This is a genomic window from Longimicrobiaceae bacterium (genome assembly GCA_035936415.1).
Taxonomy (GTDB): domain Bacteria; phylum Gemmatimonadota; class Gemmatimonadetes; order Longimicrobiales; family Longimicrobiaceae; genus JAFAYN01.
Genome location: DASYWD010000138.1, coordinates 1 through 26,956, shown reverse-complemented (window position 1 = coordinate 26,956; position 26,956 = coordinate 1). Strand labels below are relative to the sequence as shown.

The following is a 26,956-nucleotide window of genomic DNA, read 5'->3' as shown; positions in this document are numbered from 1 at the left end:
GCGTCCGCGTGCTCGCGCCGGGCGGGCGCATCGTGGTGGAGGGGGCGCCGGACGGGGCCGCCGACGCGCTCGCGGGGGAGGGGCTGAAGGTGCTCCTCGACCAGGAGGGGTGGGTGGTCGCGGAGCGGCCGGGCGGTCCGGCGGCGGCCCCTCGGGGCGGGCGCTAGGGGACAGCCGGCCACGTTGCGTGGCCCCGCCCCCGCCCGTAACTTGGTCCGCTGGCGCACGGCGCCCCCGTCCATCGAAATCCCGTCTACAGAGCAACATGTCCTGGTGGCGCAACCTGATCCCCGGCGGGACCGACCCCGATTCCAGGGGCCCGGACTACTACGACGAGGGGATCAACCTGCTCCGGGAAGAAAAGTACCACGAGGCGCTGACCTCGTTTCGGCTCGCTCTGCGCGAAAGCCCCAACGACACCGACGTGCTGCAGCAGATCGCGGTGACGTACACCCACATCGGGATGGCCGACGAGGCGGTGCGGACCTACCGGCGCGTCCTGGAGCTGAAGCCGCACGCCTCCGGGGCGCACTACGGGCTGGCCTTCCTGCAGCTGCAGCGCGGCCAGCCGGACGAGGCCGTGGCGCACCTGCGCGCATTCCTGGCGCGGCCGCCGCGGGTGGCCGGGGCCGAGCGCCACGTGGCGCACGCCCGCTTCACCCTGGCGGAGCTGACCGGCGAGGGCGAGGCCCTGGCCGAGATGCCCCGCGACGAGCCCTGAGCCGGCGCGCGGGACGGAGCCGCATGCAGAACGCCCCGGACGCACCCGGTGTTTCGCTCGTGCTCACCACCGCGCCGGACGCCGCCGCCGCCGAGCGGATCGTCCGGGCGCTGGTGGAGGAGCGCCTGATCGCCTGCGGGAACCTGGTGCCCGGGGTGGCATCGCTTTTCCGGTGGAGGGGTGAGATCAACAGGGACGAAGAGGTGCTGGTGCTCATGAAGGCGCGCACGCAGGCGCTCGACCGCCTGTTCGCGCGCGTCGCGGAGCTGCACCCGTACGAGGTGCCCGAGCTGTTGAGCTTTCCGGTCGGAAGGGGGTCGCCCGCCTACTGCGGGTGGGTCGTGGAGGAAACCGCCGAGGTGGGTGAATGATCGGACGCAGCACGGAGCAGGACACGCCCGGGGACGCGGGCGGCACCGGGGTCCGCGACCGGGGACCGGGCGCCCCAGGGAGCGACGAGAGCGCCTCCCCCGACGGCGCGGCGCCCTCGCCGTACGCCGCCGCGGAGGCGCTGATGGAGCAGGGGAGCTACGCCCGGGCCGCCGAGGCGTACGCGGCGCTCCTCGCCACCTCGCCGGACGACGTGCGCGCGCTCCTGGGGGCGGGCTCCGCGCTGACGGCGCTCAGCCGCTACGACGCCGCGGAGAAGGAGCTGCGCCGCGCCCTACGGCTGGCGCCGGACCTCGCGGAGGTGCACCACCAGCTCGGCCTCGTCCTCTTCAAGCGCGGCGTCTACCCGGGCGCGGCCACGGAGCTGCGGCGCGCGGTGGAGATGGACCCGTCGTGCGGCGCGGCCTACCTGGTGCTGGGCGAAGCGCTCAACCAGATGGCCGAGTCGGACCAGGCCATCGAGGCGCTGGAGAACGCCACCCGCATCCTCCCGGAGAACGCCCGCGCGTACTACGCCATGGGGATCGCCTACGACCGCAAGGGGAAGCCCGAGCGGGCGGCGGAGATGTACCGGATGTCGCGCGAGGTCGCGGCGCGGTGATCCGCGTCCGCGGGGAGTGGGTCCGGTCGCCGGCCCGGGTCGAGGAGATCCGGGCCGGCGTCGTTCGGGGCACCGGGTGTGCAGGGCCGGGCGGGAGCGGGGCCGCTCCCGCCCGGCCCGCGCCGCCCTCCCTCGACCACGGCTCGCACATGACCGCTCCTGATCCCGCCGGGCTCGAAGCCGACCTGGACCTCGCCCTCCGTGCCTCGCGGGCGGCGGGGGCGGAGGTGATGCGCTTCTTCCGCGGCGGGGGCGAGGTCAGCTACAAGAGCCCGGACCAGCCTGTCACGGAGGCGGACCTCGCCGCGGACCGGCTTCTCCGGGAGGTGCTGCTCCGGGCGCGGCCCGGGTACGGGTGGCTCTCGGAAGAAACGGCGGACTCGCCGGAGCGCCTGGGCCGCGCGCGCGTGTGGGTGGTGGACCCCATCGACGGCACTCGCTCCTTCGTGAACGGGTGGGCGGAGTTCGCGGTCAGCGTCGGGCTGGTGGAGCAGGGCCGGGTCGTCCTTGGGGTGGTGTACAACCCGGCGGCGGAGGCGCTGTACCACGCCGCGGCCGGGGGCGGCGCGTTCCGGAACGGCGCCGGGATCCGCGTCGCGGCTCCGGTCGGGGAGCGTCTCCCGGTCGCGCTCGCCTCGCGGTCCGACATCCGCCGGGGGGAGTTCGAGTCGCTCGCCGACGTGTGGGAGGTGCGGCCGTTCGGGAGCACCACCTGCAAGATGGTGAGGGTGGCCGACGGCACGGCGGACGTCTTCCTGTCCCGCGGACCCAAGAGCGAGTGGGACGTCTGCGCGGCGGACCTGATCGTACGTGAAGCCGGCGGGAGGGTGACGGACCTGGCGGGGGAGCCGTTCCGCTACAACCGCCCGGACCCCGCCGTGCGCGGGGTGGCCGTCACCGGGAGCGTTTCCCACCAGGAAGTGCTGTCCCGGGCGGCCGCGCTCCCCCCCCGGTGACCCCCGCGCTCGGCCTGTCGCCAAGTTGATCCGTCCGGGAGCCGGCATTATCTTTCAGGCTTTCCGGTTTCCGAATCCAAACCGCGAGACGCACGGAGGTGCCCGATGGCCGGGCATAGCAAGTGGAAGCAGATCAAGCACAAGAAGGCGCTCACCGACAGCCGGCGGGCCGCCAACTGGACCAAGATCATCCGTGAGATCACGGTGGCGGCCAGGGCGGGCGGCGGTGACCCGGCCGGCAACCCGCGCCTGCGCCTGGCCATCGACACCGCCCGCGGCGCCAACATGCCGAACGACAACATCGAGCGCGCCATCAAGAAGGGCACGGGCGAGCTCGAGGGCGTCGACTACGAGGAGATCACCTACGAGGCGTACGGCCCGGCCGGCGTGGCGATCATGATCGAGTCGCTCACGGACAACGGGAACCGCACGGTCGCCGACATCCGGCGGTGGCTCTCCCGCAACGGCGGCAACCTGGGGACCACCGGCTCCGTCGCCTGGATGTTCGACCGGCGCGGCCAGATCAGCATCGACGCGGAGAAGCACACCGAGATGCAGGTGATGGAGGCGGCGATGGAGGGCGGCGCCCTCGACATCGCGGTGGAGGAGGGCGGGTACACCGTCTTCACGGAGGTCGCCGACTTCAACGCCGTGCAGGAGGCGCTCCGCGAGCGGGGGATCGAGTGGGAGGAGGCCGAGCTGGCGATGATCCCCAAGACCGAGGTGCGCGTGGAAGGCGCCGACGCCGCCCAGCTCGTGAAGCTGCTGGAGCTGCTGGAGGAGCTGGACGACGTGCAGAAGGTGTACACCAACGCCGACATCGACGAGGAGTCGCTGGCCGCCGTCTCCTGAGGCCGCCGCCGCTCCCGCCCACGAGCCCCTCCCCAGCCTCCGGGGGAGGGGTTACGTTTATGCCGAGCCCGCGGCCCGTTCCACACCCCCGACGCCGCTCTCACGACCGGATGGTTCTCGCTGCAGACGCGCCGGCCTCCGGCGCCCGCTCTCCCTCCAATCCCGCGCGCGACGTGATCGTACTTGGGGTGGACCCCGGCACCGCAGTCACCGGCTACGGAGTGGTCGCGCGCGACCACTCCGGCACGGTGACGCTGCGCGAGTGCGGCGTGATCCGCACGGCGGCCCGCGCGTCGCTCCCGGAGCGCCTGCGCGACATCTACGAGGGGGTGGTGGAGGTCATGGAGCGGCACTCCCCCGACGCCGTCGCGGTGGAAGGGGTCTTCTACGGCAAGAACCCGCGGACCGCGGTGGTGCTCGGGCACGCGCGGGGGGCCATCCTCCTGGCCGCGGCGCTCCGCCAGCTCGACGTGGCGGAGTATCCCCCCGCCGAGGTGAAGAGCGCCGTCGTGGGGACGGGGCGCGCCACCAAGGACCAGGTGGGGTTCATGGTCGCGAAGCTGCTCAGGCTCCGCGAAGCGCCGAAGCCGGCGGACGCGGCCGACGGCGTGGCGGTGGCGCTCTGCCACTGCTTCCGCGGCGTCGGCGCCGCGGCCCGGCCGCCGATGCGCTTCTCGCTGCGCATGCTGGCCGAAGCGAAGGGGGCGCTGTGATCTCGCGGATCCGTGGGACCCTGCTCGCGCGGGAGCTGAACCGCGCCGAGGTGATGACGCCCGGCGGCGTCGCCTACGACGTGGAGATCCCCAGCACGGTCTACGAGCGCCTCCCCCGGCCGGGCGAGGAGGTGGAGCTGCGCACGCTGCAGGTGGTCCGCGAGGACGCGGTGCTCCTCTTCGGCTTCCTGGACGACAACGAGCGCACGCTCTTCGCGCGGCTCATCTCCGCCACGGGCGTGGGGCCGCGCCTGGCGCTGGCGCTCCTTTCGGCGCTCCCGGGGGCGGCGCTGGTGCGCGCCATCCGCGACCGGAACCTGGCCGTGCTCACCGGAGTCAGCGGGGTGGGGAAGAAGACGGCGGAGCGGCTGTCGGTGGAGCTGGCGGGGAAGCTCGACGACCTGGCCTTCGCCTCGTCCGGGCTGGCGCAGCAGGCGCCGGGCGTGGAGGAGGCGCTCCGCGCGCTGGTGGTGCTGGGGCTCAACCCGCTGGAGGCGGAGACCGCGGTGCGCGGCGTGATCCAGGAGCAGGGCCCCCTCCCCGCGCAGGAGCTGATCCGGGCCGCCCTGGCGCGTCCACGATAGGCGGTTTCGGCGGACCGCTTTTCGCGCGCCGGTGTACCAGCGGAGTCCGAAGAAAACCCGTATACACCCGGAGCGGCAGTCGCCATGTCCAATCCCCAGCGGTCCGAGATCACCACTCCCCAGGCCATCGCCGAGGAGGAGAGCACCGAGCTGAGCCTGCGCCCGCAGCGGCTCGCGGAGTTCATCGGCCAGCCCAAGGTCAAGGAGTCCCTGAAGATCGCCGTGGACGCGGCGGTCAGCCGGCGGGAGCCCCTGGACCACGTGCTCCTCTTCGGCCCTCCCGGGCTGGGGAAGACCACGCTCGCCATGCTCCTGGCGCGGGAGATGGGGGTGAACATCAAGATCACCGCCGGCCCGGTGCTGGAGAAGCCGAGCGACCTGGTGCGGGAGCTGACCTCCCTGCGCGAGGGCGACGTCCTCTTCATCGACGAGATCCACCGGATGCGCCCCAACATCGAGGAGTTCCTGTATCCGGCGATGGAGGACTGCCGCATCGACGTGCGCCTTTCCGACGGGCCGCACGCGCAGATGATCTCAATGCCGGTGGAGCGCTTCACGCTGATCGGCGCCACCACCCGCTACGGCCTGCTCACCCCGCCCATGCGGGCGCGCTTCGGGATCATCCAGCGCCTGCACTACTACCCCGTCGACCAGCTCGCCTTCATCGTGGCCCGCACCTCCGAGGTGCTGGGGGTGAAGTGCACGACAGAGGGCGCGGAGGAGATCGCCAAGCGCTCGCGCGGCACCCCCCGCGTGGCGAACCGGCTCATGCGCCGCGTCCGCGACTACGCCGAGGTGCGCGCCAACGGCGTGATCGACGCCCAGGTGGCCGACGCCGCGCTGCAGATGCTGGACGTGGACGAGTACGGGCTGGACGAGATGGACGCCCGCATCCTCCGCTCGCTGATCGAGCAGTTCGATGGCGGGCCCGTGGGGCTCAACACGCTGGCGGTCGCCATCGGCGAGGACCCGGGAACCCTGGAGGAGGTGTACGAGCCCTTCCTGATCCAGAACGGCTTCCTGATGCGCACTCCCCGCGGGCGCGTCGCCACGGCGCTGGCGTACCGCCGCTTCGGCTACGCCCCGCCGATCTCGGGGGAGCAGCCCGGCGAGAAGGGCCCGCAGGCCAGCCTGTTCGAGGCGTGAGCCACCCTCCGCTCCGCACCTCGGACTTCGACTTCCACCTCCCCCCGGAGCAGGTCGCCCAGGCGCCCTCCGAGCGGCGGGACCGGAGCCGCCTCCTGGTGGTGGACCGGGCCTCGGGGGAGCTCTCGCACCGCCACTTCGCCGACCTGGCGGAGATGGTCCCGCCCGGGGACGCGCTGGTGCTCAACGAGACGCGCGTGTTCCCGGCGCGGCTGGTGGGCCGCCGGGAGAGCGGCGCCCCGGCGGAGGTCTTCCTGCTGCACCCCGCCCGCGAGGACCCCTTCCTCTGGACCGCCCTGGTGCGACCGGGCGCGAAGCTGAAGCCGGGACGCCGCGTCGAGGTGGGCCCGGAGCTGGAGGTGGAGGTGGTGGAGTCCACCCCCTCCGGCGAGCGCGTCGTCCGGCTGCACACCCCGCTCCCTCCCGACGAGGCGCTGGAGCGCTACGGCCGGGTCCCGCTCCCGCCGTACGTGCACCGCGAGGCGGAGGAGCGCGACCGCGAGCGCTACCAGACCGTGTACGCCCGCGAGCGCGGCTCGGTGGCCGCGCCCACCGCTGGGCTGCACTTCACCCCGGAGCTGCTGGCGCGCCTGGAGGAGCGGGGCGTCCGCATCGTCCGGCTGGTGCTCCACGTGGGCGTGGGCACCTTCCGCCCGGTGGAGGCCGAGGACCCCGCCGAGCACGCCATGCACTCCGAGTGGTACCGGGTCTCCCCAGAGGCCGCGGCCGCGGTGAACGAGACGCGCGCCGCGGGGGGAAAGGTGTGGGCGGTGGGGACCACCAGCGTCCGCACGCTGGAGAGCGCGGCGGACGAGGCGGGGACGGTCCGCGCGGGCGAGGGGTGGACGAGCATCTTCATCCGCCCGCCCTACCGCTTCCGCACGGTGGACCGCCTGGTGACCAACTTCCACCTCCCTCGCTCCACCCTGCTCATGCTCGTGTCCGCCTTCGCCGGGCACGAGCTGACCATGCGGGCGTACCGCGAGGCGGTGGAGCAGGGGTACCGCTTCTTCTCCTACGGCGACGCGATGGTGCTGGTCTGACGCTCGCCTCCACCTCGGTCACCTCTCCGCATGCGGAACTCCCCCACCCCCACCCCGCTCCTCCGTCCCGTGCCCGACGATACGGACGGCCTCCTCACGCGCGCAGTGCAGCAGGTGCTCGACACGCTTCACGAGCCCTTCCTGGTTCTGGACGGGGAGTGCCGCGTGGTCGCGGCGAGCACCCCGTTCTACCTGGAGTTCGGGCTTCCCACCGATGCCGTGCTGGGGTGCTCCCTCTTCGGCCTGGGAGACGGTGACTGGGAGATTCCCGCCCTCCGCCTCCTGCTGGAGACCGTCGCCCCGGAGCAGGAGCTGGTGCAGGACTTCGAGGTGGAGCACACCTTTCGCGAGCTGGGCCGGAGGGTGCTGAGCCTGAACGTCCGCCCGCTGCGCGAGGCCGGGAACCGCATCGGGGCCCTGGTGTCCGTGCGCGACGTGACCTGGCGCCGCCGGCTCAGCCGCCAGGTGCGGCTCATCCTGCACTCCGCCGGGGAGGGGATCTTCGGGCTCGACCTGGAGGGGAGCCTCACCTTCGTCAACCCGGCCGCGGCGCGCACGCTGGGGTGCACGGAAGCCGAGCTGGTCGGGCGCCCCCACCACGAGGTGCTCCGGCCGCACCGCGAGGACGGGAGCCCGCTCCCGGGCCACGAGAGCGCCATCGACGCCACGCTCCGCGACGGTACGCCTCGCCGGGTCTCGGAGGAGCTGTTCCGCCGCAGCGACGGCGCGAGCTTCCCCGCCGACTACACCGTCACCCCGGCGGAGGAGGGAGGGCGGATCGTGGGAGCGGTGGTCACCTTCCGAGACGTCACCGCCCGCCGCGAGGCGGACGCCACCCTCCGCCGCGCCGAGTGGCTCGCCGGGATCGGCCAGACGACCCTCGCAATCCGGCACGAGATCAACAACCCCCTCACCTCCATGCTCGCGGACGCCGCGCTGCTGGAGATGGAGGGGAACTCCCCGGAAGAGGAGCGCGAAATGATCGCCTCCATCGTCCGCCAGGCGCGCCGCATCCGCGACGTGGTGCACCGCCTCGCGGAGCGGAAGGACTCGCCGTCGCTGCGGCAGGTGGGGTCCTCCCGGATGCTGGATCTTTCCGGGCCCATGGACGAAGGGCAGTAGCCGACGGCAGACGCCCTCCCGCGGGGCGTCTGCCGTTTCGCACTCCCGCACTTCCGCACTCCCCCGTCGGTCCCGCCTTGCCATATCTCCCGTATTCCCGCAAACTACGTGTCCTGGCACCGGTCGGAGCGGCGCGGAAGAGCGCGGCGCGTCCGGCGTGAACCGCGCGGGAGGACGACCTGTTCGAGTTTCGGATCGACGCGACGGAGGGGGCGGCTCGCAGCGGCACGCTCCAGCTTCCCCACGGCACGGTGCAGACGCCGGTCTTCATGCCGGTCGGGACGCAGGCCTCGGTGAAGACGCTGGTCCCGGAGGAGGTGGCGGCGCTGGGGGCGCAGATCATCCTCTCCAACACCTACCACCTGTACCTGCGGCCCGGCCACGACGTGGTGCGGGAGATGGGCGGCGTGGGCGCGTTCCAGGCCTGGCCGGGGCCGGTGCTGACCGACTCCGGCGGGTTCCAGGTGTTCTCGCTGGCGCACATGTCCCGGATCCGGGAGGAGGGGGTCACCTTCCAGAGCCACGTGGACGGCTCGAAGCACCTCTTCACCCCCGAGCGGGTGATGGAGATCGAGCGCGCGCTGGGCGCAGACGTCATCATGGCCTTCGACCAGTGCCCCCCGGGCCAGGCCGACCGCGCGCTGGCCACCGAGGCGTACGAGCGCACCCTCCGCTGGCTGGAGCGCTGCCGCACCCGCTTCGCGGAGCTGCAGGCGGAGGACACGGATGGACGGGTACAGACGCTCTTCCCGATCGTGCAGGGAGGGACTCACCCCGACCTGCGGATCGCATCGGCGCGCGCCACGCTGGAGATGGGTGACTGGAACGGGATCGCCATCGGCGGGCTCTCCGTGGGCGAGCCGAAGCCCACCATGCACGCCATGCTGGAGGCGCTGGAGCCGGAGCTCCCCGCCAGGCTCCCCCGGTACCTGATGGGCGTGGGCTACCCGGACGACCTGCTGGAGGGGATCGCCCGTGGGGTGGACATGTTCGACTGCGTGGCGCCCACCCGGAACGGGCGCAACGGCGCCGTGTGGATCGCGGGGGAGGGGCAGGTCAACATGAAGGGGGCGCGCTTCCGGACCGACCCGCGCCCGCTGGACCCGGACTGCGGCTGCTACACCTGCCGCAACTTCACGCGCGCGTACCTGCGCCACCTGCACGTCGCGGACGAGAAGACGGTGCTGCGCCTCTTCGCGCTGCACAATCTGCACTTCCTGGTCGCCCTCGCGGACCAGGCCCGGGAGGCCATCCGGGAGGGGCGCTTCCATTCCTGGAGCCGCGCCTGGCTGGAGCGGTTCCACGGCGGCCGCGCCGCGGCCGCGCGCGGCTGACGCGGACAACTTTCATCACGGACGGACACGTGGCCACGATTCTTCTACTGCAGGGCGGCGGCGGGGGCAGCATGGTGCTGATCGCGCAGATCGCCCTCTTCATCGGCATCTTCTACTTTCTCCTGATCCGGCCGCAGCGCGCCGAGCAGAAGCGCCACCGCGAGATGGTGGCGGCGCTCAAGCGCGGCGACCGGGTGGCGACGCTCGGCGGCCTCGTCGGCGAGATCGTCGCGCTGAACGAGGAGGTGCTCACCCTGCAGACCGGGCAGGCGCGCGTGGTGGTGGAGCGCGCCAAGGTCGCCCGCCTGATGACCCCGGGCACGGGCGCCGCTCCCACGGAGAAGTGATGTCGCTGCTCAAGATCGAGCTGCTGGGCTCCGAGGTTCTGCGCACCCCCGCCGTGGAGGTGGAGGAGATCGACGAGGAGCTGCTCCGCCTCATCGACGACATGTTCGAGACGATGTACCAGGCGGAGGGGGTGGGTCTCGCCGCGCCGCAGGTGGGGGTCTCCCGCAGGGTCCTGGTGGTGGACGTCCACGACGAGGAGGTGAAGCCCTTCGCGCTGATCAACCCGCGCGTGGTGGAGGCCAGCCCCGAGACGGAGAAGGGGGAGGAGGGGTGCCTCAGCATCCCCGGCCTCTCCGCGTTGGTGGAGCGTCCCGCGCACGTCGCGGTGGAGGGGCTGGACCGCGAGGGGAACAGGGTGCGCGTGGAGGGCGGTGGGCTGCTCGGCCGCTGCCTGCAGCACGAGATCGACCACCTGGAAGGGGTCCTCTTCATCGACCGCGTCTCGCCGCTCAAGCGGAAGATGCTCATCCAGAAGTGGAAGAAGCGGGGATGAGGGTGCTCTTCTGGGGGACGCCGGGGTTCGCCCTCCCCGCCTTCCGGGCGCTGGGGGAGGAGGGGCACGAGGTGGTGGGGGTGGTCACGCAGCCGGACCGGCCGGCGGGGCGGGGGCGGGGGATCGCCATGTCGCCGGTGAAGGAGGCCGCGCTGGAGGAGGGGATCCCCGTCCTGCAGCCGGAGCGCGCCCGCGGCCCGGAGTTCATGGAGGAGATCCGCGCCCTTCGGCCGGACGTCTCGGTGGTGGTGGCGTACGGGCAGATCCTCCGCCCGGAGGTGCTGGAGCTCCCGCCCCGCGGGTCCATCAACATCCACGCCTCGCTGCTCCCGGAGCTGCGCGGCGCCGCGCCGATCCAGTGGGCGGTGATCCGCGGCTTCGAGACCACCGGGGTCACGATCATGCGGATGGAGGCGGGGCTGGATTCCGGCCCGATGCTCTTCCGCCTGGAGGAGCCCATCCGCGCCGACGAGTCCGCCTCGGAGCTGGCGCTCCGGCTCTCGGAGATCGGGGCGGAGGCGCTGATCGAGACGCTCGCCCTCCTCCAGGCCGCCACGCTGGTGGAGGTGCCGCAGCAGCACGAGCTGGCGACGTATGCGCCCAAGCTGGACCGCGACACGGCGCGCCTGGACTGGAGCCGCTCTGCCACCGAGGCGGCGCGCTGGATCCGCGGCCTGGACGACGTCCCCGGTGCCTGGACCCCACAGGGCGACCGCGGCCCGCTCAAGCTCTACCGCCCGCGGGTCGAGCGCGCCTCCGGAGAGCCCGGAACGGTGCTGGACGCCGACCCGCAGGGGGGGATCCTGGTGGCCTGCGGCGAGGATGCCGTGCGCATCGCCGAGGTGCAGCCCGCCGGGAAGCGCCGGATGACGGCGGGCGAGTGGGTGCGGGGCCGGGGGATCGCGGCCGGCGACCGGCTTGGCTGAAGCGCCCCCCCGCCTCCACGCCGTCACGGACGACGGGGTCCTGGCTCGGCCGGACTTCGCCACCCGCGCACGGGAAGTGCTGGAGCGCGGTGGGGCCGATGTGGCGCTCCACCTCCGGGGCCCCAACGCGGGTGGGCGCCTGCTCCACGACCTCGCCGCCGAGCTCGTACCGGCCGCACGGGCGTCCGGGGCGCTCCTCCTGGTGAACGATCGGGTGGACGTGGCGCTCGCGGTTGGTGCGGATGGGGTCCAGCTCGGACGCCGGTCGCTCCTTCCCGGCGATGCGCGCCGCCTCCTCGGGGACCGGCCGCTCCTCGGGGTGTCGGTGGGCCCGGATGCCGGGAGGCGAGGCGGTGCCGTGGCCGGGGCTGACTTCGTCCTCGCCGGGAGCGTGTACGCCACGGCCACGCACCCGGGACGGACGGGGATGGGGCCGGGGCGCCTGGCCGAGCTGGCGGTGCTCGGGCTCCCGCTGGTGGCGATCGGCGGAGTCACCCCCGAGCGCGTCGGCGAGCTGCGCGCCGCGGGTGCGCACGGCGCCGCGGCGATCCGCGCCGTGTGGGACGCGGACGATCCCGCGGAGGCGGTTTCGCGTTTCCTGGAGGCATTCGATCATGCAGACGACTGAGACGGGGCAGGTTTCCGTTCGGCTGAACGGCGAGGCGCGCGAGGTTTCGGCGGGGCTCTCCGTCGAGCAGCTCCTGCTGTACCTGGATCTGCATCCGCGTCTTGTCGTCGTCGAGCACAACGGCGAGATCCTGCGGCGCGACGGGTACGAGGAGGCGCCGGTTCGCGAGGGTGACAACCTGGAGTTGGTGCACTTCGTCGGCGGAGGCTGAGGGTCCTGCGCGGGGCGGTCGGGGGCGGGGGTAGTCTCCGGAAGAAGTGAACCCGAAGGGACTCGCTTGCGAGCACTCGCTTCGCTCAGACATCCACTTCTTCCTCCGACCACCCCCGCCCCCTCCCTGTCGGCGCCTCCGCATGGCACCGAACGACGGTTGCAGTGCTCCCCTCCCTCGCTTGCGGGGGAGGGGCCGGGGGAGGGGGGCTCTGCCGCCGACTCGCTCCGATGCCGATCGGACAAAAACCCCTCTCCCGCATGCGGGGGAGGGTGGCGAGCCTAAAGCGAGCCGGGTGGGGGCCGCCGCGCCCACACGGAGAACCGAGACATACACGATAGCGACATGGCAACAGTGGCACCGGAGACGCGGGCCTGGGACACGCCCCTGGTGATCGCCGGGCGGGAGATGCGCTCCCGCCTGATGGTGGGCACCGGGAAGTACCGCACCAACGCGGAGATGGTGGAGGCCATCGAGGCGTCGGGGGCGGAGGTGGTCACCGTCGCCGTGCGGCGCGTGGACCTGGACCGCACCAAGGACGAGGGGGTCCTGTACCACCTGGATCCGCAGCGCTTCCTCCTTCTCCCGAACACCGCGGGGTGCTACACCGCGGAGGACGCGGTCCGGTACTCGCGCCTGGCGCGCGCGGCCGGGTTCACCGACTGGGTCAAGCTGGAGGTCATCGGCGACCAGGAGACGCTCCTCCCCGACGCGGAAGCGACGCTCCGTGCGGCGAAGGAGCTGGTGGCGGACGGGTTCACCGTGCTCGCCTACACCAACGACGACCTGATCACCGCCCTCCGGCTGGAGGACGCGGGGTGCGCGGCGGTCATGCCGCTCGCCTCGCCCATCGGGAGCGGGCTGGGGCTGGTGAACCCCTACAACGTCCGCACCATCAAGTCGCGCCTCTCCGTCCCCGTCATCGTGGACGCCGGGGTGGGGACCGCGTCCGACGCGGCGGTCACCATGGAGCAGGGGGTGGACGGGATCCTGATGAACACCGCGCTCGCGGAGGCCGAGGAGCCGGTGCTCATGGCGCGGGCGATGCGCCTGGCGACCGAGGCGGGGCGGCTGGCGTACGTCGCCGGCCGGATGCCGCGGCGGGAGCGCGCCGTGCCGTCCAGCCCCCGGAAAGGGATGCTGGACTGACGCCCGCCGGACGCATGGCGCCGAAGGTCACGCCTCCGCGCCTGGCGGCGCTGGAGGTCCTCCGCCGGGTGCGCGAGGGGGACCTCGCCGACCGCGCGCTGGACCGCGCCGTCGGCGCGCTGGACGAGCGGGACCGCGCCTGGACGCAGGAACTGGTGTACGGTACCTTTCGCCTCCGCGGCCGGCTGGACTGGATGCTGGAGGAGCTGGTGCGCGGCGGGACGGCGTCGCTTTCCGCGGACGTGCTCGACGTGCTCCGGCTCGGGGCGTACCAGCTCCTTGAGATGGGGAGCGTCCCGCACTACGCCGCGGTGTCGCAGTCGGTGGAGCTGGCGCGCGCGGCGGGGGAGGGGAGGGCGTCCGGGCTGGTGAACGGGGTCCTGCAGGCGCTCCGGCGGCGCGGAAGCGAGGTGCGCTTCCCGGACCGCGCCGCGGACCCCGTGGGCTGGCTCGCCGCCTGGCACTCGCACCCGCGCTGGCTGGTGGAGCGGTGGGTGCGCGCGTGGGGCGTGGACGCCGCCGAGGCGCTGCTGGAGGCGAACAACCGCCGCCCCGAGCTGTACCTGCGCCCCGTCGGCATCTCGCGCGACGATGCCCGGGGGCGGCTGGAGCAGGCGGGGATCGCGAGCGAGGCGGTGCCCTTCTCGCCGGATTCGCTGCGGGTGCTCCCTCCAGCAGGCGCGCAGGAGGCGTTGGCCGCGGTGCCCGCGGTGGTGCAGGATCCGGCGGCGGCGCTGGTGGTGCGCTACGCGGCGGTGCCCGAGGGGGCCACCGTGCTGGACCTCTGCGCCGCGCCGGGGGGGAAGGCGCTCGGACTCGCGGAGCGGGCGGGCTTCGTCGCGGCGGCGGACCTTTCGTTCGGGCGGCTGCGGCGGGTGCGCGAGAACGCGGAGCGCGTCGGCGTCCCGGTGGGGTGCGTCGCGGCCGACGCGCGGGTCCCCCCGTTCCGGCCGGTCGACGCGGTGCTGATCGACGCGCCCTGCACGGGTACGGGCACCTTCCGCCGCCACCCCGACGGGCGGTGGCGGGTGCGCGAGGACGACCTCGCGGCGCTCGCGGCGCTGCAGCGGGAGATCCTCACCGCCGCGGCGGCGCTGGTCCGCCCGGGAGGGCTGCTGGTGTACTCCACCTGCTCGCTGGAGCCGGAGGAGAACGGGGTGCAGGTTGAGGGGTTCCTCGCCGCGCACCCGGAGTTCGTGCTCGACCCTCCCGCCGAGGCGGTCGGCGGCGAGCTGCTCGGCGCGGGCGGGGAGCTGTCGGTCCTCCCGCAGCGGACGGGCGTGGACGGGGCCTTCGCGGCCCGCATGCGGAGACGACCTTGAACGGACGCGGTCCAGAGCGGCCCTTCCTCGCCGCGGCGCGCTGGCGCCTCTTCTTCCGGGTGGTCGGGATCGGGCTGGGGACCTTCCTCCTGGGGTACCTACTCGCGACGGTGCTCGTCTTCCCCGGCTTCGGCCGCCAGGCGGTGGTGACCGTGCCGGACCTGCGCGGGCGGACGCTGTCCGCCGCGCGCGGCCTGGCCGACGACGCGGGGGTGGAGGTGGAGCGCGGCGCGAGCCTGCACCACCCCACCGTCCCCGAGGGCGCGGTGCTGGCGCAGAGCCCGCTCCCCGGCCAGGAGGTGACCCGCGGCGCGGCGGTGCGGGTGACGCTGAGCGCCGGGCGCGAGCGCCGGCCCGTCCCCGAGGTGGCCGACCTCACCGCCGCGCAGGCGGAGGCGCTTCTCACCCGGACGGGCTTCGCGGTGCGGGTGCGGCGGGTCCTCTCCGACCGGGCCGCGGGACGCGTCCTGGGGGTCACCCCCGCGCCGGGGACGCTGGTCCCCATTCCCGGAACCGTGGAGCTGTCGCTGAGCGCCGGGCCGCCCGAGGTGGTCGTTCCCGTCGTCGCCGTCCCGGACGTGGGCGGGCTCCCGGAAGCGCAGGCGCGCGAGGCGCTGCGCTCGGCGGGGCTGCGCGTCGGCGAGGTGGGCTACGCCCCCGGCTCCTCCGTGCCGCTGGGCGGCGTCGCCTCGCAGCAGCCCGCCGCGGGGGACAGCGTTCGCGCCGGGACCGCGGTGAACGTCACCATCTCGGGGAGCCCCCCCACGGGGAGCGTCCCCTCCGACACCGCCCAGGCGGAGCCCACCGAAGCCCCTCCGGGGACGTGAGCGAGGCCGGCGGCGACCCCGCCGCCCCCGGGCATGGCACCCGGGGGCGGCCGTGCGTGTAGGAGCGAGCATGCGTCGAAAGGATCGTCAGTGGTGGATCGTCGGGGGCGTCCTGCTCCTCCTCGCCGGGCTGATCGCGGCCGGGTGGACCGTGCGCGACCGCTTCCTCCCCGTGGAGGTGGGGACCGGGGCCCCGGCGTTCACCGCCCGGGACATGGAGGGGCGGCCCGTCTCGCTCCGCGACCTCCGCGGCGAGGTGGTGCTCCTCAACATCTGGGCGACGTGGTGCGCGCCCTGCCGCGAGGAGATGCCCTCCATGCAGCGGCTCCACGAGCGCCTGGGCGACAAGGGGCTGCGCATCGTGGCCGTCAGCATCGACGGGGCCACGGCCGCCGAGCGCGCTGCGGGGGACCCGCGGAAGCTCGTGGCGGACTTCGCCCGGGAGATGGGGCTCGACTTCACCCTCTGGATGGATCCCAGCGGGGAGATCCAGCGGGCCTACCGCACCACCGGCGTCCCCGAGTCGTTCCTGATCGACCGCGACGGGACCATCGTGAAGAAGGTGCTCGGCGCCACCGAGTGGGACTCCGAGGCCAACGTGGAGCTCATCCAGCGCCTCCTGGAGCGCTGACGCGTGCGACTCTCCCTCCGCACTCTCACGCAGAACTGGCAGCTCAAGCTGGCCGCGCTCACCCTCGCCATACTCCTCTGGGTGGTGGTGAGCGCGGAGCAGATCACGACGCAGTGGATCCCGGTCCCCGTCCGCGTCGCCACGCGCGACCCGGAATTCGTGGTGACCGGCGGGCCCATCCCCGAGCAGGTGGAGGTGCGCTTCGCCGGCCCCGGGCGCGAGCTGTGGGAGCTGGCCCTGGACCGGCCGGTGCTGGTCCTCCCCCTGACCGACGTGGAGCGCGAGAACCAGGTGTTCGTCCTGGATCCGCGGTCGATGGTGCGCATCCCCAACGGCCTTTCCGTGACCCCCCTGGACGTGCGGCCCAGCAGCGTCCGCGTCCTGACACAGCGCGTCGTCACCCGCGAGGTGCCAGTGCGGGTGCGGATCGCGCGGCGCTCGCGCGAGCGGTACGTGGTGCTGGACACGCCGCAGGTGAGCCCCGCGACGGTGCGGGTCACCGGACCCGCGGACCGGGTGGAGGCGCTGGACGCGGTGGTCACCGAGCCGCTCGACCTGGCGGGCGCCGACTCCGACTTCCGGGTAGCGGTGCCGCTGGACGCCGACTCGCTGGCCGGGCTCCGCCCCTCCATCCGCTCCGTCGAGGTCTCCGGCCGGGTGGACCGGCTGGTGGAGCGGATCATCCCCTCCATCCGCGTGGCCCCGGTGGACGGCGCGGCCGTGGTCCCCGCGCGAGTGGACGTGCGGGTGCAGGGCCCCGCCCGACAGGTGCGCGCGGTGGACCCCGCCTCCCTCACCGTCTCGATCGCCGGCGACTCGGTCCCGGACCCGCTTCCGCCCCAGGGCGCCACCGCGCCGGTGCGCGTCGGCGGCCTCCCCGCGGGGCTCACGGCGCAGACCGTCCCGGTGGTGGTCCGGCTGCTGCCCCCGAACGCGGAGCCGTTCCCCGACACCGCGCCGCCGGCGGCGGTGCCGGTCCCGGAGCCGCCGCGTTGAGCCGCGTCCCGGTCGTCCTGGGGATCGAGACCTCCTGCGACGAGACCTCCGCCGCCGTGCTGCGCGGGGAGACGGAGCTGCTCGGCCACGTGATCTTCTCCCAGGACGTGCACCGGCTGTACGGCGGCGTCGTACCGGAGCTGGCGTCCCGGGCGCACCTCCGCACCGTGGACGACGTTGTGGACGGTGCGCTGCGGGAGGCCGGTGTCGGGGCTGGCGAGGTGGACCTGGTGGGGGTCACGGCCGGACCCGGGCTGATCGGCGCGCTCCTGGTGGGGGTCGCGTGGGCCAAGGCCGCCGCCTGGGCGGGCGGGAAGCCGGTGGTTGGGGTCCACCACATGGAGGCGCACCTCTTCGCCACCCAGCTGGAGCACCCCGAAGCCGAGCCGCCGTTCGTGGCGCTCCTCGTCTCCGGCGGGCACACCCTGCTGCTCTGGGTGCCGAGCTGGGGGGAGTACCACCTCCTGGGGGAGACCCGCGACGACGCGGCGGGGGAGGCGTTCGACAAGGCGGCCAAGATCCTGGGCCTCCCGTACCCCGGCGGTCCGTCGATCCAGCGGGCCGCCGAGGGAGGCGACCCGCGCCGCCACCCCCTCCCGCGCCCGCTCCTGCACGGGGGGCAGCGCCCCGGCACCCCGGACTACTTCGCGATGTCGTTCAGCGGCCTCAAGAACGCGCTCCGCCTGCGCGTCCGGGACCTGGAGGCGCGCGGCGAGCTGGCCGCGGAGGTCCCGCACCTGGCCGCCTCCTTCCAGGCCGCGGTGGTGGAGGTGCTCGCGCGGAAGACGCTGCGCGCGGTGGAGGACCGCGGCTGCCGGCGGGTGGTGCTCGGAGGGGGAGTCGCCAACAGCCGCGCCCTCCGCGAGGCGCTGCGGCGCGGGCTGGGGGAGGGCGGAGAGCTCTTCGCCCCCTCGCCGCGCCTTTCCACCGACAACGCCGCGATGATCGCCCGCACGGCGCTCTTCCGCTGGGAGCGCGGGGAGACGGCCGGGCTCGACCTCAACGCCCGCGCCGACCTCCCGTTCCCCGGGCTGGTCCGTGAAAGCACGGGGTGACGCGACCCCCGCGCCGCCCCCTGGCATGCAAGTGGCATCCGGCGGCACCGTCCGCGCACTCCGCCCGCTGAGGGGACACACGGCTTGCTGACGCTCCTGCACATCTCCGACCTGCACTTCGGACCGCCGTACCACGCGGAAGCGGGGGAGGCGCTGCAGCGCTTCGCCGCGGAGCTCGAGCCCGGCGTGATCGTCGCCTCCGGCGACTTCACCCAGCGAGCCCGGGAAGAGCAGTTCCGCGACGCGCGGGAGTACCTGGACCGCCTCCCCCGGGTGCCGGTGATCGTCGTGCCGGGGAACCACGACGTCCCGCTGTACCGCCTGGGCGCGCGGATCTTCTCGCCGTACGCGCTGTACCGCCGGTACATCTCGGAGGAGCTGGACACCGTCACCGACGTGCCGGGCGCGCGCATCGTGGCGCTCAACTCCACCGCGCCGCTCCGTGCCGTGGTCAACGGCCGCATCCACCGATGGCAGCTGGAGCTGGCCGCCCGCGCCTTCGAGTCCACCCCTGCGGGGACGCATCGCATCATCGTGGCGCACCACCACTTCGCCCCGCCGCCCGACTGGGAGGGGGGAGACGTGATGCCCCGGGCCAAGCGCGCGCTGGACGCCTTCACGGACATGCGGGTGGACATGATCCTGGGCGGGCACCTGCACCGGAGCTACATCGGCAACTCGCTGGACGTGTACGCGGGCGCCGACCGGGAGCACGGGATCGTCATCGTGCAGAGCGGCACCTCCACCTCGCGGCGGGGGCGGGCGCGGGAGCGCGAGAAGAACACTTTCAACGTGCTCAAGCTGGATTCGCGCGCCATCGAGGCGACGCACTACATGTTCTTCGACGACGTGGGGGACTTCGTCCCCACCAGCCGGCACACCTTCTTCCGCCGCGGGCGGCCTCCCCTCCCGGGAGAGCGCGCCCCCGCCGGGACCGACACGGCGAGCCACCATGCCGACGTTCGACTACCGTCGTAAGCTTTCCCTCCAGGAGCATCTCCCCGCGGTGGGCGCCGGAGTGGGGGCGGGCGTCGCGGTCGGGACCGTCGTGTTCTACCTCGCCCGCCTGATGCTGCAGCGCACGCCGCTCCGCGACACCCCCGCGGCGCACCCCGCCGCCGCGCGGGGGGGGGAGGCTTCGCCCTTCCCGTCCGCGCCGGTCCGGCCGCGCGCCGCGCGCCGGTAGCGGAGGGCGCGCATGGCATCCACCGGCACGGCGCTGCGCGCCCTTGCGTGGCTCGCGGGGGGGACCCTGGTGGTTCTCCTCATCGGCGGAGCCGCGGTGTGGTACCTCACCCAGACCACCAGCGGCCGGGAGCGCGTGCTGGAGCTCACGCTGGACCGCCTCGGCGGGGGGATCGCCGGGGAGCTGGTGGTGGAGCGCGCGACCGGGAACCTGCTCACCGGCGCGAAGCTGTACGGGGTCGCCCTCCGGGACGCGAGCGGCGAGCCCCTCGTCCTGGCCGACAGCGCGTACCTGGACTACGACCTGCGGACGCTCACCACCCCGCGGATCCACATCGAGCGCGCCATCCTGTACTCCCCGGAGATCTACGTCTACCGGCTCCCGGGGGACACGCTCTGGAACTACCAGAAGATCTTCCCGCCGGGGGAGAAGCCCGGCCCGCAGCGGTACACGCTCATCGACCGCGCCCGGCTGGTGTATGCCGACGTCCGGGTCCAGCTCCCCTGGGAGCCGGTCGAGGCCACGCCGCGCGCGCGCCGGCGCGAGATCGCCGAGGCGCTCGCGGACAGCTCGCCGGTGATGGTGCGGCGGGTGCCCGGAGGGTTCCTGCGCACGATCAACCTTCGCAACGTGACCGGAACGCTGGGCGACGTCCGCTTCGCGCCGGGGTCGGAGGCGGGCTCGTACTTCGGGATCCGCGACCTGTCCGGGACGGTGCAGTTCTTCCGCGATCCGTTCCGGGTGGAGCGCCTGCGGGGCGAGGTGCAGCTGGTGGAGGACCGGGTGGAGTTCCGGCTCCCGGTGGTCGCGCTCCCCGACTCCCGGCTCGCCACCCACGGCCTGATCCGCCTGGGCGAGCGGGGCGAGGACCCCCGCTACGACGTCGTCTTCACCAGCGACAGCATCGCGCTCCGCGACTTCCGCTGGCTGTACCCCCGCTTCCCGCGCGACGCCACCGGGCGCCTCACGCTCCTGGTGGAGACCCGCCCCGAGGGCACGCTCTTCCAGGCGCGTGACGTGGTGCTCCGCGCGCCGGGGACGCGGCTGGTCGGCGACTTCGGGATGATCACCGGCGACACGGTCCGCTTCGTGGACGTGAGCCTCCGCGCCGACCCGCTGAACGTCGACCTGGTCGAGCAGATGCTCCCGGACAGCCTCCCCGTCCGCGGCCTCCGCATCGGATCGGTCGAGATCCGGGGCCCTTCCTCAAGATAATTCGGTTGACAGGGCGTTTTCGGCGTCCTACTCTTCCGCGACTCTCCTCCACCGGCGCACGGCCTCTCACTCAACCGCCACCAGGAGCACACAGCGTGTCCTCACCGAAAGAGATCCAGCAGTCCAACGAGGCCTGGGGCTCACGGATCGGACTGATCCTCGCCATGGCCGGGAACGCGGTCGGTCTCGGGAACTTCCTGCGATTCCCGGCACAGGCGGCGCAGAACGGGGGCGGCTCGTTCATGATCCCGTACTTCATCGCATTCCTGCTCCTCGGAATTCCGCTGATGTGGATCGAGTGGGGGATCGGGCGCAACGGAGGGCGCTTCAGGAAGGGGCACATCCCGGGGATGTTCGCGGCCATCTGGAAGCACCCGGCCGCCAAGTACCTGGGCGTCGTGGGGCTGGTGATCCCGCTGGTGGTGCTGAGCTACTACACCGTCCTGATGAGCTGGACGCTGGCGTTCACCTGGTTCTCCCTGACCGGCGGCTACTGGGGCAACACCACGCAGGAGGCGATGTCGGCCTACCTGACCTCGTACCAGATGATCGGGGACGACAGCGTACACAGCAACTGGCTCCCGTTCCTGTTCTACGTGCTCAGCCTCGGCTCGACGATCTTCGTCCTCTCCAAGGGGATATCCGGCGGCATCGAGAAGCTGGCGAAGATCGGGATGCCCATCCTCTTCCTCTTCGCGGTGATCCTGGCCGTGCGGGTCTTCTTCCTGGGGGCCGGGGAGAACGGCGTCTCGCCGATTCAGGGGTTCCAGTTCATCTACAACCCGGACCTCTCGCGGCTCGGCGAGGCGAGCGTCTGGCTGGCGGCGGCGGGGCAGATCTTCTTCACGCTATCGGTGGGGATGGGGACGCTGCAGACCTACGCGTCCTACCTTTCCACGAAGGACGACATCGCCCTCTCCGGGATCGCCACGGCGGCCACCAACGAGACGGCCGAGGTCGTTCTCGGCGGCTCGATCGCCATCCCGGCGGCGGTCGCCTTCTTCGGGGTCAGCGGGGCGATGGCGGTGGCGCAGTCCGGCTCGTTCAACATCGGCTTCGTCAGCATGCCCATCGTCTTCCAGGGGATGCCGGCCGGACAGCTGTTCGGGGCCATGTGGTTCGCGCTCCTCTTCTTCGCGGGGATCACCTCGTCCGTGGCGATGGCCACCCCCATCGTGGCCTTCTTCCGCGAGGAGTTCGGCTACCGGCGCGAGACCGTCTCCTGGATCGTGGGGGGGGTGGCCTTCGCCTTCGGGCTGCTGACCATCTTCTGGCTCCAGCACGGCATGCTGGACGAGTGGGACTTCTGGGCGGGGACGTTCGGGCTGGCGGTGATGGCGTTCATCGAGGTGATCCTCTTCATGTGGATCTTCAAGCCGGAGAATGCCTGGCGGTCGCTGCACCAGGGGGCGGACATCCGCATCCCGACGATCTTCAAGTTCATCATGACCTACGTCACCCCGCTCTACCTGGGAGCGGTGCTGGTGGCCTGGCTCATCCAGGACGCGGTCCCGACCCTGCTCCTGGAGCGGGCCGCGCCCGGAACGGAGTTCTACGTCCAGGCCTCGCGGCTGCTCATCGTCGGGATCATCGTGTTCTTCCTGGTCATGATCCGGCTTGCCTGGAAACGGAACGGCTACGACGACCGGGTGGGCTTCCGGGAGGTCGAGGACACGCCGCTGGGCGCACCCACCTACGCGACGGAGGTGAATCGATGAGCACCGGCGCCCTGATCTTCATGCTGCTGAGCTGGACCTTCGTGCTCGGGCTGGTGTCCTGGTCGTTCGCCAAGATCCTGCGCGGCCAGAGGCATTTCGACCCGGACGGCATCGGCCCGGCGTCGCCGCCGGTCCCGGGCGCGGCCGAGGACCCGCGCCGCTGAGGCGGACAGACGGAGTGCGGCAGTGCAGCAGGGCCCCCGGGAGCGTTCCCGGGGGCCCTGCCACTTTCCGCCCGCCCCGGATTGCGCCGCGCGAGGCGATGCGGTACCATGCGGCCTCCCGCTTGCGGGTGAGCCGCTGCAGGACCCGACTCCGCACCCCGGACGCGCCGACCATGACCCACCCGGAGCTGCTCGACGTCCCCCCGGCCCGCGCGGAGGCGCTCGCCCCCGTGCTGGAGCGCCTCCTCGCCGCCCGCCGGGTGGTGCTCACGACGCACGTGCACGCGGACGGCGACGGGAGCGGCTCGGAGGCGGCGGTGGCCGCGTGGCTGGAGGGGCGGGGAGCGCGCGTCGTCATCGTGAACCCCACCCCCTTCCCGCAGGGGTTCCGCTTCCTGCTGCACCGGCCGGAGGTGGTCGCGGACCTCGGCACCGACGCGGCCGAAGCCGCGCTGGCCGGGGCCGACCTGTTCGTGGTGCTGGACACCAGCGAGCCGCAGCGGGTGGGCGAATTGGCGCCGCGCCTCCCCCGCGAGCGTACGGTGGTGGTGGACCACCATCCCCCGGGGCGCGAGGTGGTGGGGGACCTCGCCGTCCAGGACGACACCGCGGCGGCCGCGGGCGAGCTGGTGTACGACCTGGTGCGCCTGGCGGGCGACGAGCTGACGGAGCCGGTGGCGCTCGGCGCGTACGTGGCGCTGGTGAGCGACACGGGGTCGTTCCGCTACGGGAACACCTCGCCGCGGGTGCACGCCATTGCCGCGGCGCTCATGGCGCGGGGGATCGACCCGGAGATGGTGTACCGGCGCCTCTTCGCCACGGCGCCGCGGCGCAGGCTCGACCTGCTGCGGACGGCGCTCGACAACCTGCACGTGGACGCCGAGGCGGGGATCGCGTGGATGGTGGTGGACGGAGAGGTCGCCGGCCGGCTGGGCGCCACCTCCGAGGACTTCGACGGGCTGATCGAGCACGTCCGCTCCATCGAGGGGACCGAGGTGGCGCTCCTCTTCCGCGGCACGCCGGAAGGGGCGACCAAGATCTCCTTCCGCTCCAACGGTGCCACGGACGTCAACCGGATCGCGCGGGAGTTCGGCGGCGGAGGCCACGTGAAGGCCTCCGGCGCACTGGTCCCCGGCGGACCGCACGAGATGGCCCCGCGCGTGGTGGACGCGGTGCGGGCGGCGCTGATGGAGGCTGGGCCGTAGCGGTTGGTCCGGTCGGCGAGGCCCGGTGAGAGGCTTGAAGACGCCAGTTCAGCCTGCGCGGCCATCGCCTGCCGTCCCGATAGAACAGAAGCGCCCGGAGCAGGATGCCCCGGGCGCTCGCTTCGCGTACGAGCCCCCGAATCGGGTGCGGCCTACCCCTCGCCCTCAAGGTAGGTGTACCCGGCCAGCCCGGCGATGTAGTCCGCGATGAAGGCGTTCGCCTCGGCGCGGGTGATCCCGGCCGCCTTCTGCACCTTCCGGCGGAAGGTGGTCACCAGGTCCTGCGAGTTGAACTGCACGTAGTTCAGCACCTCGGTCACGGTGTCGCCGTGCACCAGGTCGCCCACCTCGTAGCCGGTCTCCGTCAGGCGGATGTGGACCGCGTTGGTGTCGCCGAAGAGGTTGTGCAGGTCGCCCAGGATCTCCTGGTAGGCCCCGGTGAGGAAGATCCCCAGCACGTACGGCTCGTCGTGCCCGAAGGTGTGCAGCTCCAGGCTGGGCTTCGACTTCCGCCACCCGACGAACTGGTCGATCTTGCCGTCCGAGTCGCAGGTCATGTCCTGCAGCGTCCCGCGGCGCGTGGGCTCCTCGTCCAGGCGGTGCACCGGCATGATGGGGAAGAGCTGGTCGATGGCCCAGGAGTCCGGGAGCGACTGGAACAGCGAGAAGTTGCAGAAGTACCGGTCCACCAGGATCGCGTCCAGCTCCGGGATGATGTCCTCGAACTCCTCCGGGTCCGCAGCGGCCAGCCGGGCCACCCGGTTCATCACGGCCAGGTAGAGCCGCTCGCCGTGCGCCCGGTCGCGGAGCGTGAGCGTGCCGCTGTTGAAGTGCGTCTGCATCTGCTCCTTCGCGAAGGTGGCGTCGTGGTACACCTCGCGGAGGTTCCGCTCGTCCAGCTCCCGGTACGTCGCGGCGAGCTCCAGCACCAGGGGGTGCGATTCGTCGCTCACCTCCTCCGGCGTCTCGGCGATCTGCGTCTCCAGGTCGATCACGTTGATCAGGAGCAGGGCGTGGTGCGCGGTGAGCGCCCGCCCCGACTCGGAGATCACGTGCGGCATCTGCACCTCGTTCTCGCGGCACGCCTCCGCCAGCGAGTAGATGATGTCGTTGGCGTACTCCTGGATGGAGTAGTTGACGCTGGCGTGCGTGGTGGAGCGCGAGCCGTCGTAGTCCACCCCCAGCCCACCGCCCACGTCCACGTACTCGATGCCGACGCCCAGCTTCCGCAGCTCCACGTAGAAGCGGGCGACCTCGGTCATCCCCAGCTTCACGTTGCGGATGTCAGGGATCTGCGAGCCCAGGTGGAAGTGCACCATCCGCAGGATTCCCAGCTTCCCGGCCGCCTCCAGCTTGTCGAGCACCCGCACGAGCTGCGAGGAGTTGAGCCCGAACTTGCTCTTCTCCCCCGCGGACTCCGACCACTTCCCGGCGCCCGCGCTGGAGAGCTTGATGCGCACCCCGGCGGTGGGCTCCACCTCCATCTGCCGGGCGACCTTCAGGAGGATGTCCACCTCGTTGATCTTCTCCAGGACGATCAGCACCTTGTGCCCCAGCTTCTGGCCCATGAGCGCCAGGCGGACGTACTCCTCGTCCTTGTAGCCGTTGCAGACGATCAGGTGGTCCGTCCGCTCCGTGAGCGCCAGCACCGCCTGCAGCTCCGGCTTGCTCCCCACCTCCAGCCCCACCCCGTACGGCTCCCCGAAGGCCACGATCTCCTCCACCACGTGGCGCTGCTGGTTCACCTTGATCGGGTAGACGGTGGTGTAGCCGCCGTCGTAGTCGAACTCGCGGATCGCGGTGCGGAAGCGCTCCGTCAGCGTCTCGATGCGCGTGCGGAGGATGTCCGAGAAGCGCAGGAGCAGCGGGAGGCCGACCCCCTGCTGCTCCAGGTCCATCGCCACCTCGAAGAGGTCGAGCCCGCGGTCGGGGTCCTTGGTGGGGTGCACCGTGACGTGCCCCCGCTCGTTGATGCCGAAGTACCCGATCCCCCATCCGTCCACGCTGTACAGCTCGCGGGAGTCCTCGACGGTCCAGTGCGTGCTAATGGCGTCCTCCGTTGGTGCCTGGGTCGTGCGTCGCTTGCGGCGACAAAGTTACGGGATTCTCCCGCGCGCGAAAGACCGCCCCGGCGCGTCTTGATTCCCGCGCGGGGAGCGTGGTAGTTTCCCGCCCGCGACATCCACCCGAACGCGCCGAAACGGTCCCCATGTTCTCGTACCGCCGCCCGGACTTCACGCTCTCCCGCTTCGCCGGCGCGCCGGACGCGCGGTGGGAGCCCGCCCCCGCCGACGGGGTGCTCCCCGAGGGCTTCTTCTCCACCACGAACCTCCCCACCTACGTCCGCATCGGCGGGGAGTGGAAGCTCCCGCGCGAGCCGCGCATGGACTCCGCCCTGGTGCTCGACCCGGACGGCGTCCCCCGGGTGCTGGAGGGGCGCTACGTCCGCGCCGGCCAGGAGGTGGCGATGGGCTTCGCGGAGGACGGCTCCGAGGGGATCTTCGTCCACGCCACCGGGCTGATGGGCGACCCGGACCAGGGACCGGAAGGCGAGTTCAAGTTCATGTCCTCCGAGGTGTCCCGCGAGAAGCCCACCGACTACCCGTCCATGGCCCGCGTCCTGGTGGAGGAGAAGGCGCGCGGCGGCCACGTGATCTGGGTGGTGGGCCCCGCCGTGCTCCACTCCCGCGGCCGCGACACCCTGGCCTGGTTCATCCGCAACGGCTACGTGGGCGTCCTCTTCGGGGGGAACGCCGTCGCGGTGCACGACATCGAGTCCGCCACGCTGGGAACCACCCTGGGGATGAACGGCCGCGGAATCCCGGTGGAGGGCGGCCACGCCTTCCACATGCGGGCGATCAACCGCGTACGCAAGGCGGGTTCCATCCGTGCCGCCGTGGAGCAGGGGATCATCGAGCACGGCGTGATGCACGCCTGCGTCACGTCACACGTGCCGTTCGTGCTCTGCGGCTCCATCCGCGACGACGGCCCGCTCCCGGACACCATCACCGACGCGGTCCGCTGCCAGGAGGTGATGAAGGAGCACACCCGGCGCGCCACCGGGGTGATGATGATCGCCACGGCGCTGCATTCCATCGCCACCGGCAACATGCTCCCCTCGTACGTCTACCGCGAGGAGACGGGGGAGGTCCGGCCGCTCTCCACCATCTGCGTGGACTCGTCCGAGTTCGTGGTATCGAAGCTCAAGGACCGCGGCACGCACCAGGCGTTCGGCGTCATCACCAACGCCCAGGACTTCCTGCACGTGCTCCGCCACTACGTGGAGCTCGAGGCCGCCGCGTTCGAGGCCGAGCAGGCGCAGGCGGCGGCGGTGTGACGCCCGCGCGCTCCCGCCGGACCGCCCCGTGGAGGTGAGCCCCCACCTGGCGGCGGCGCTCGCGGCGGCGGCGGGGACGCTGC

General features: G+C 72.7%; 30 protein-coding genes. 29 read left to right on the top strand and 1 reads right to left on the bottom strand.

All coding sequences use genetic code 11. The annotated features are described in order from the left end of the window. The first annotated feature begins 265 nt into the window (after nucleotides 1-265). From VGR37_05285 to VGR37_05150, 28 genes are all read left to right on the top strand, one after another. On the top strand, nucleotides 266-721 hold the full coding sequence (locus VGR37_05285; protein HEV2146808.1) for a tetratricopeptide repeat protein: 456 nt from the start codon (nucleotides 266-268) through the stop codon (nucleotides 719-721). A gap of 23 nt (nucleotides 722-744) precedes the next feature. Then, nucleotides 745-1,092, top strand: coding sequence for a divalent-cation tolerance protein CutA (gene cutA / locus VGR37_05280; GenBank protein ID HEV2146807.1), 348 nt, complete (start codon nucleotides 745-747; stop codon nucleotides 1,090-1,092). After that, complete coding sequence (locus tag VGR37_05275) at nucleotides 1,089-1,712, top strand: tetratricopeptide repeat protein (GenBank protein ID HEV2146806.1); 624 nt, start codon at nucleotides 1,089-1,091, stop codon at nucleotides 1,710-1,712. The genes cutA and VGR37_05275 overlap by 4 nt, the downstream gene beginning before the upstream one ends. Before the next feature lie 149 nt (nucleotides 1,713-1,861). Further along, on the top strand, nucleotides 1,862-2,668 hold the full coding sequence (locus VGR37_05270) for a 3'(2'),5'-bisphosphate nucleotidase CysQ (GenBank protein ID HEV2146805.1): 807 nt from the start codon (nucleotides 1,862-1,864) through the stop codon (nucleotides 2,666-2,668). Nucleotides 2,669-2,773: 105 nt separating this feature from the next. Beyond that, the gene (locus tag VGR37_05265; protein ID HEV2146804.1) at nucleotides 2,774-3,520 is read left to right on the top strand and encodes a YebC/PmpR family DNA-binding transcriptional regulator; all 747 of its coding nucleotides are present in this window, start codon (nucleotides 2,774-2,776) and stop codon (nucleotides 3,518-3,520) included. Between the two features lie 110 nt (nucleotides 3,521-3,630). Further along, on the top strand, nucleotides 3,631-4,233 hold the full coding sequence (gene ruvC / locus VGR37_05260) for a crossover junction endodeoxyribonuclease RuvC (GenBank protein HEV2146803.1): 603 nt from the start codon (nucleotides 3,631-3,633) through the stop codon (nucleotides 4,231-4,233). Further along, nucleotides 4,230-4,817, top strand: a complete 588-nt coding sequence (gene ruvA / locus VGR37_05255; GenBank protein HEV2146802.1) for a Holliday junction branch migration protein RuvA — start codon at nucleotides 4,230-4,232, stop codon at nucleotides 4,815-4,817. The genes ruvC and ruvA overlap by 4 nt, the downstream gene beginning before the upstream one ends. Nucleotides 4,818-4,901: 84 nt before the next feature. Then, entirely contained in the window at nucleotides 4,902-5,963 is a 1,062-nt protein-coding gene (ruvB, locus tag VGR37_05250; GenBank protein ID HEV2146801.1) for a Holliday junction branch migration DNA helicase RuvB, read from the top strand. Next, entirely contained in the window at nucleotides 5,960-7,006 is a 1,047-nt protein-coding gene (queA, locus tag VGR37_05245) for a tRNA preQ1(34) S-adenosylmethionine ribosyltransferase-isomerase QueA (GenBank protein ID HEV2146800.1), read from the top strand. Before ruvB ends, queA begins: the two co-directional genes overlap by 4 nt. Nucleotides 7,007-7,036: 30 nt before the next feature. Then, nucleotides 7,037-8,128, top strand: a complete 1,092-nt coding sequence (locus VGR37_05240) for a PAS domain S-box protein (GenBank protein ID HEV2146799.1) — start codon at nucleotides 7,037-7,039, stop codon at nucleotides 8,126-8,128. Nucleotides 8,129-8,307: 179 nt separating this feature from the next. Next, complete coding sequence (gene tgt, locus VGR37_05235) at nucleotides 8,308-9,462, top strand: tRNA guanosine(34) transglycosylase Tgt (protein HEV2146798.1); 1,155 nt, start codon at nucleotides 8,308-8,310, stop codon at nucleotides 9,460-9,462. A 29-nt stretch (nucleotides 9,463-9,491) separates the two neighbouring features. Next, the gene (gene yajC / locus VGR37_05230; GenBank protein ID HEV2146797.1) at nucleotides 9,492-9,809 is read left to right on the top strand and encodes a preprotein translocase subunit YajC; all 318 of its coding nucleotides are present in this window, start codon (nucleotides 9,492-9,494) and stop codon (nucleotides 9,807-9,809) included. Beyond that, on the top strand, nucleotides 9,809-10,303 hold the full coding sequence (def, locus tag VGR37_05225) for a peptide deformylase (GenBank protein ID HEV2146796.1): 495 nt from the start codon (nucleotides 9,809-9,811) through the stop codon (nucleotides 10,301-10,303). Before yajC ends, def begins: the two co-directional genes overlap by 1 nt. Beyond that, on the top strand, nucleotides 10,300-11,229 hold the full coding sequence (gene fmt / locus VGR37_05220) for a methionyl-tRNA formyltransferase (GenBank protein HEV2146795.1): 930 nt from the start codon (nucleotides 10,300-10,302) through the stop codon (nucleotides 11,227-11,229). Before def ends, fmt begins: the two co-directional genes overlap by 4 nt. Next, nucleotides 11,222-11,857 (top strand): thiamine phosphate synthase, encoded by a 636-nt coding sequence (locus VGR37_05215; protein HEV2146794.1) that lies wholly within the window; start codon nucleotides 11,222-11,224, stop codon nucleotides 11,855-11,857. Before fmt ends, VGR37_05215 begins: the two co-directional genes overlap by 8 nt. After that, on the top strand, nucleotides 11,844-12,068 hold the full coding sequence (gene thiS, locus VGR37_05210) for a sulfur carrier protein ThiS (protein HEV2146793.1): 225 nt from the start codon (nucleotides 11,844-11,846) through the stop codon (nucleotides 12,066-12,068). The genes VGR37_05215 and thiS overlap by 14 nt, the downstream gene beginning before the upstream one ends. Nucleotides 12,069-12,413: 345 nt before the next feature. Beyond that, nucleotides 12,414-13,217: a thiazole synthase gene (locus VGR37_05205; GenBank protein HEV2146792.1), complete on the top strand. Its 804-nt coding sequence runs from the start codon at nucleotides 12,414-12,416 to the stop codon at nucleotides 13,215-13,217. Between the two features lie 14 nt (nucleotides 13,218-13,231). Continuing rightward, nucleotides 13,232-14,539, top strand: a complete 1,308-nt coding sequence (gene rsmB, locus VGR37_05200; protein ID HEV2146791.1) for a 16S rRNA (cytosine(967)-C(5))-methyltransferase RsmB — start codon at nucleotides 13,232-13,234, stop codon at nucleotides 14,537-14,539. Next, the gene (locus tag VGR37_05195) at nucleotides 14,536-15,366 is read left to right on the top strand and encodes a PASTA domain-containing protein (protein ID HEV2146790.1); all 831 of its coding nucleotides are present in this window, start codon (nucleotides 14,536-14,538) and stop codon (nucleotides 15,364-15,366) included. The genes rsmB and VGR37_05195 overlap by 4 nt, the downstream gene beginning before the upstream one ends. 70 nt (nucleotides 15,367-15,436) lie before the next feature. After that, the gene (locus VGR37_05190) at nucleotides 15,437-15,997 is read left to right on the top strand and encodes a TlpA disulfide reductase family protein (protein HEV2146789.1); all 561 of its coding nucleotides are present in this window, start codon (nucleotides 15,437-15,439) and stop codon (nucleotides 15,995-15,997) included. A 3-nt stretch (nucleotides 15,998-16,000) separates the two neighbouring features. Beyond that, nucleotides 16,001-16,993, top strand: a complete 993-nt coding sequence (locus VGR37_05185; GenBank protein HEV2146788.1) for a YbbR-like domain-containing protein — start codon at nucleotides 16,001-16,003, stop codon at nucleotides 16,991-16,993. Continuing rightward, entirely contained in the window at nucleotides 16,990-18,048 is a 1,059-nt protein-coding gene (gene tsaD / locus VGR37_05180; protein ID HEV2146787.1) for a tRNA (adenosine(37)-N6)-threonylcarbamoyltransferase complex transferase subunit TsaD, read from the top strand. The genes VGR37_05185 and tsaD overlap by 4 nt, the downstream gene beginning before the upstream one ends. A gap of 84 nt (nucleotides 18,049-18,132) precedes the next feature. After that, nucleotides 18,133-19,026, top strand: coding sequence for a metallophosphoesterase family protein (locus VGR37_05175; protein ID HEV2146786.1), 894 nt, complete (start codon nucleotides 18,133-18,135; stop codon nucleotides 19,024-19,026). After that, nucleotides 19,001-19,234 carry a hypothetical protein gene (locus VGR37_05170; protein ID HEV2146785.1) on the top strand — a complete coding sequence of 78 codons (234 nt, stop codon included), beginning with the start codon at nucleotides 19,001-19,003 and terminating at the stop codon, nucleotides 19,232-19,234. Before VGR37_05175 ends, VGR37_05170 begins: the two co-directional genes overlap by 26 nt. Before the next feature lie 12 nt (nucleotides 19,235-19,246). After that, nucleotides 19,247-20,449, top strand: coding sequence for a hypothetical protein (locus VGR37_05165; GenBank protein ID HEV2146784.1), 1,203 nt, complete (start codon nucleotides 19,247-19,249; stop codon nucleotides 20,447-20,449). A 95-nt stretch (nucleotides 20,450-20,544) separates the two neighbouring features. Beyond that, nucleotides 20,545-22,167, top strand: coding sequence for a sodium-dependent transporter (locus VGR37_05160; GenBank protein HEV2146783.1), 1,623 nt, complete (start codon nucleotides 20,545-20,547; stop codon nucleotides 22,165-22,167). After that, a complete protein-coding gene (locus VGR37_05155; GenBank protein ID HEV2146782.1) occupies nucleotides 22,164-22,331 on the top strand; it encodes a hypothetical protein in 168 nt (55 codons plus the stop codon). The genes VGR37_05160 and VGR37_05155 overlap by 4 nt, the downstream gene beginning before the upstream one ends. A 173-nt stretch (nucleotides 22,332-22,504) precedes the next feature. Then, nucleotides 22,505-23,536, top strand: a complete 1,032-nt coding sequence (locus tag VGR37_05150; GenBank protein ID HEV2146781.1) for a bifunctional oligoribonuclease/PAP phosphatase NrnA — start codon at nucleotides 22,505-22,507, stop codon at nucleotides 23,534-23,536. A 152-nt stretch (nucleotides 23,537-23,688) separates the two neighbouring features. Here the strand turns inward: VGR37_05150 and speA are convergent, their stop codons facing one another. Continuing rightward, the gene (gene speA, locus VGR37_05145; GenBank protein ID HEV2146780.1) at nucleotides 23,689-25,584 is read right to left on the bottom strand and encodes a biosynthetic arginine decarboxylase; all 1,896 of its coding nucleotides are present in this window, start codon (nucleotides 25,582-25,584) and stop codon (nucleotides 23,689-23,691) included. A 161-nt stretch (nucleotides 25,585-25,745) separates the two neighbouring features. Between speA and VGR37_05140 the strand changes: the two genes are divergently transcribed. Beyond that, the gene (locus VGR37_05140; GenBank protein ID HEV2146779.1) at nucleotides 25,746-26,873 is read left to right on the top strand and encodes a hypothetical protein; all 1,128 of its coding nucleotides are present in this window, start codon (nucleotides 25,746-25,748) and stop codon (nucleotides 26,871-26,873) included. Nucleotides 26,874-26,956: the final 83 nt, after the last annotated feature.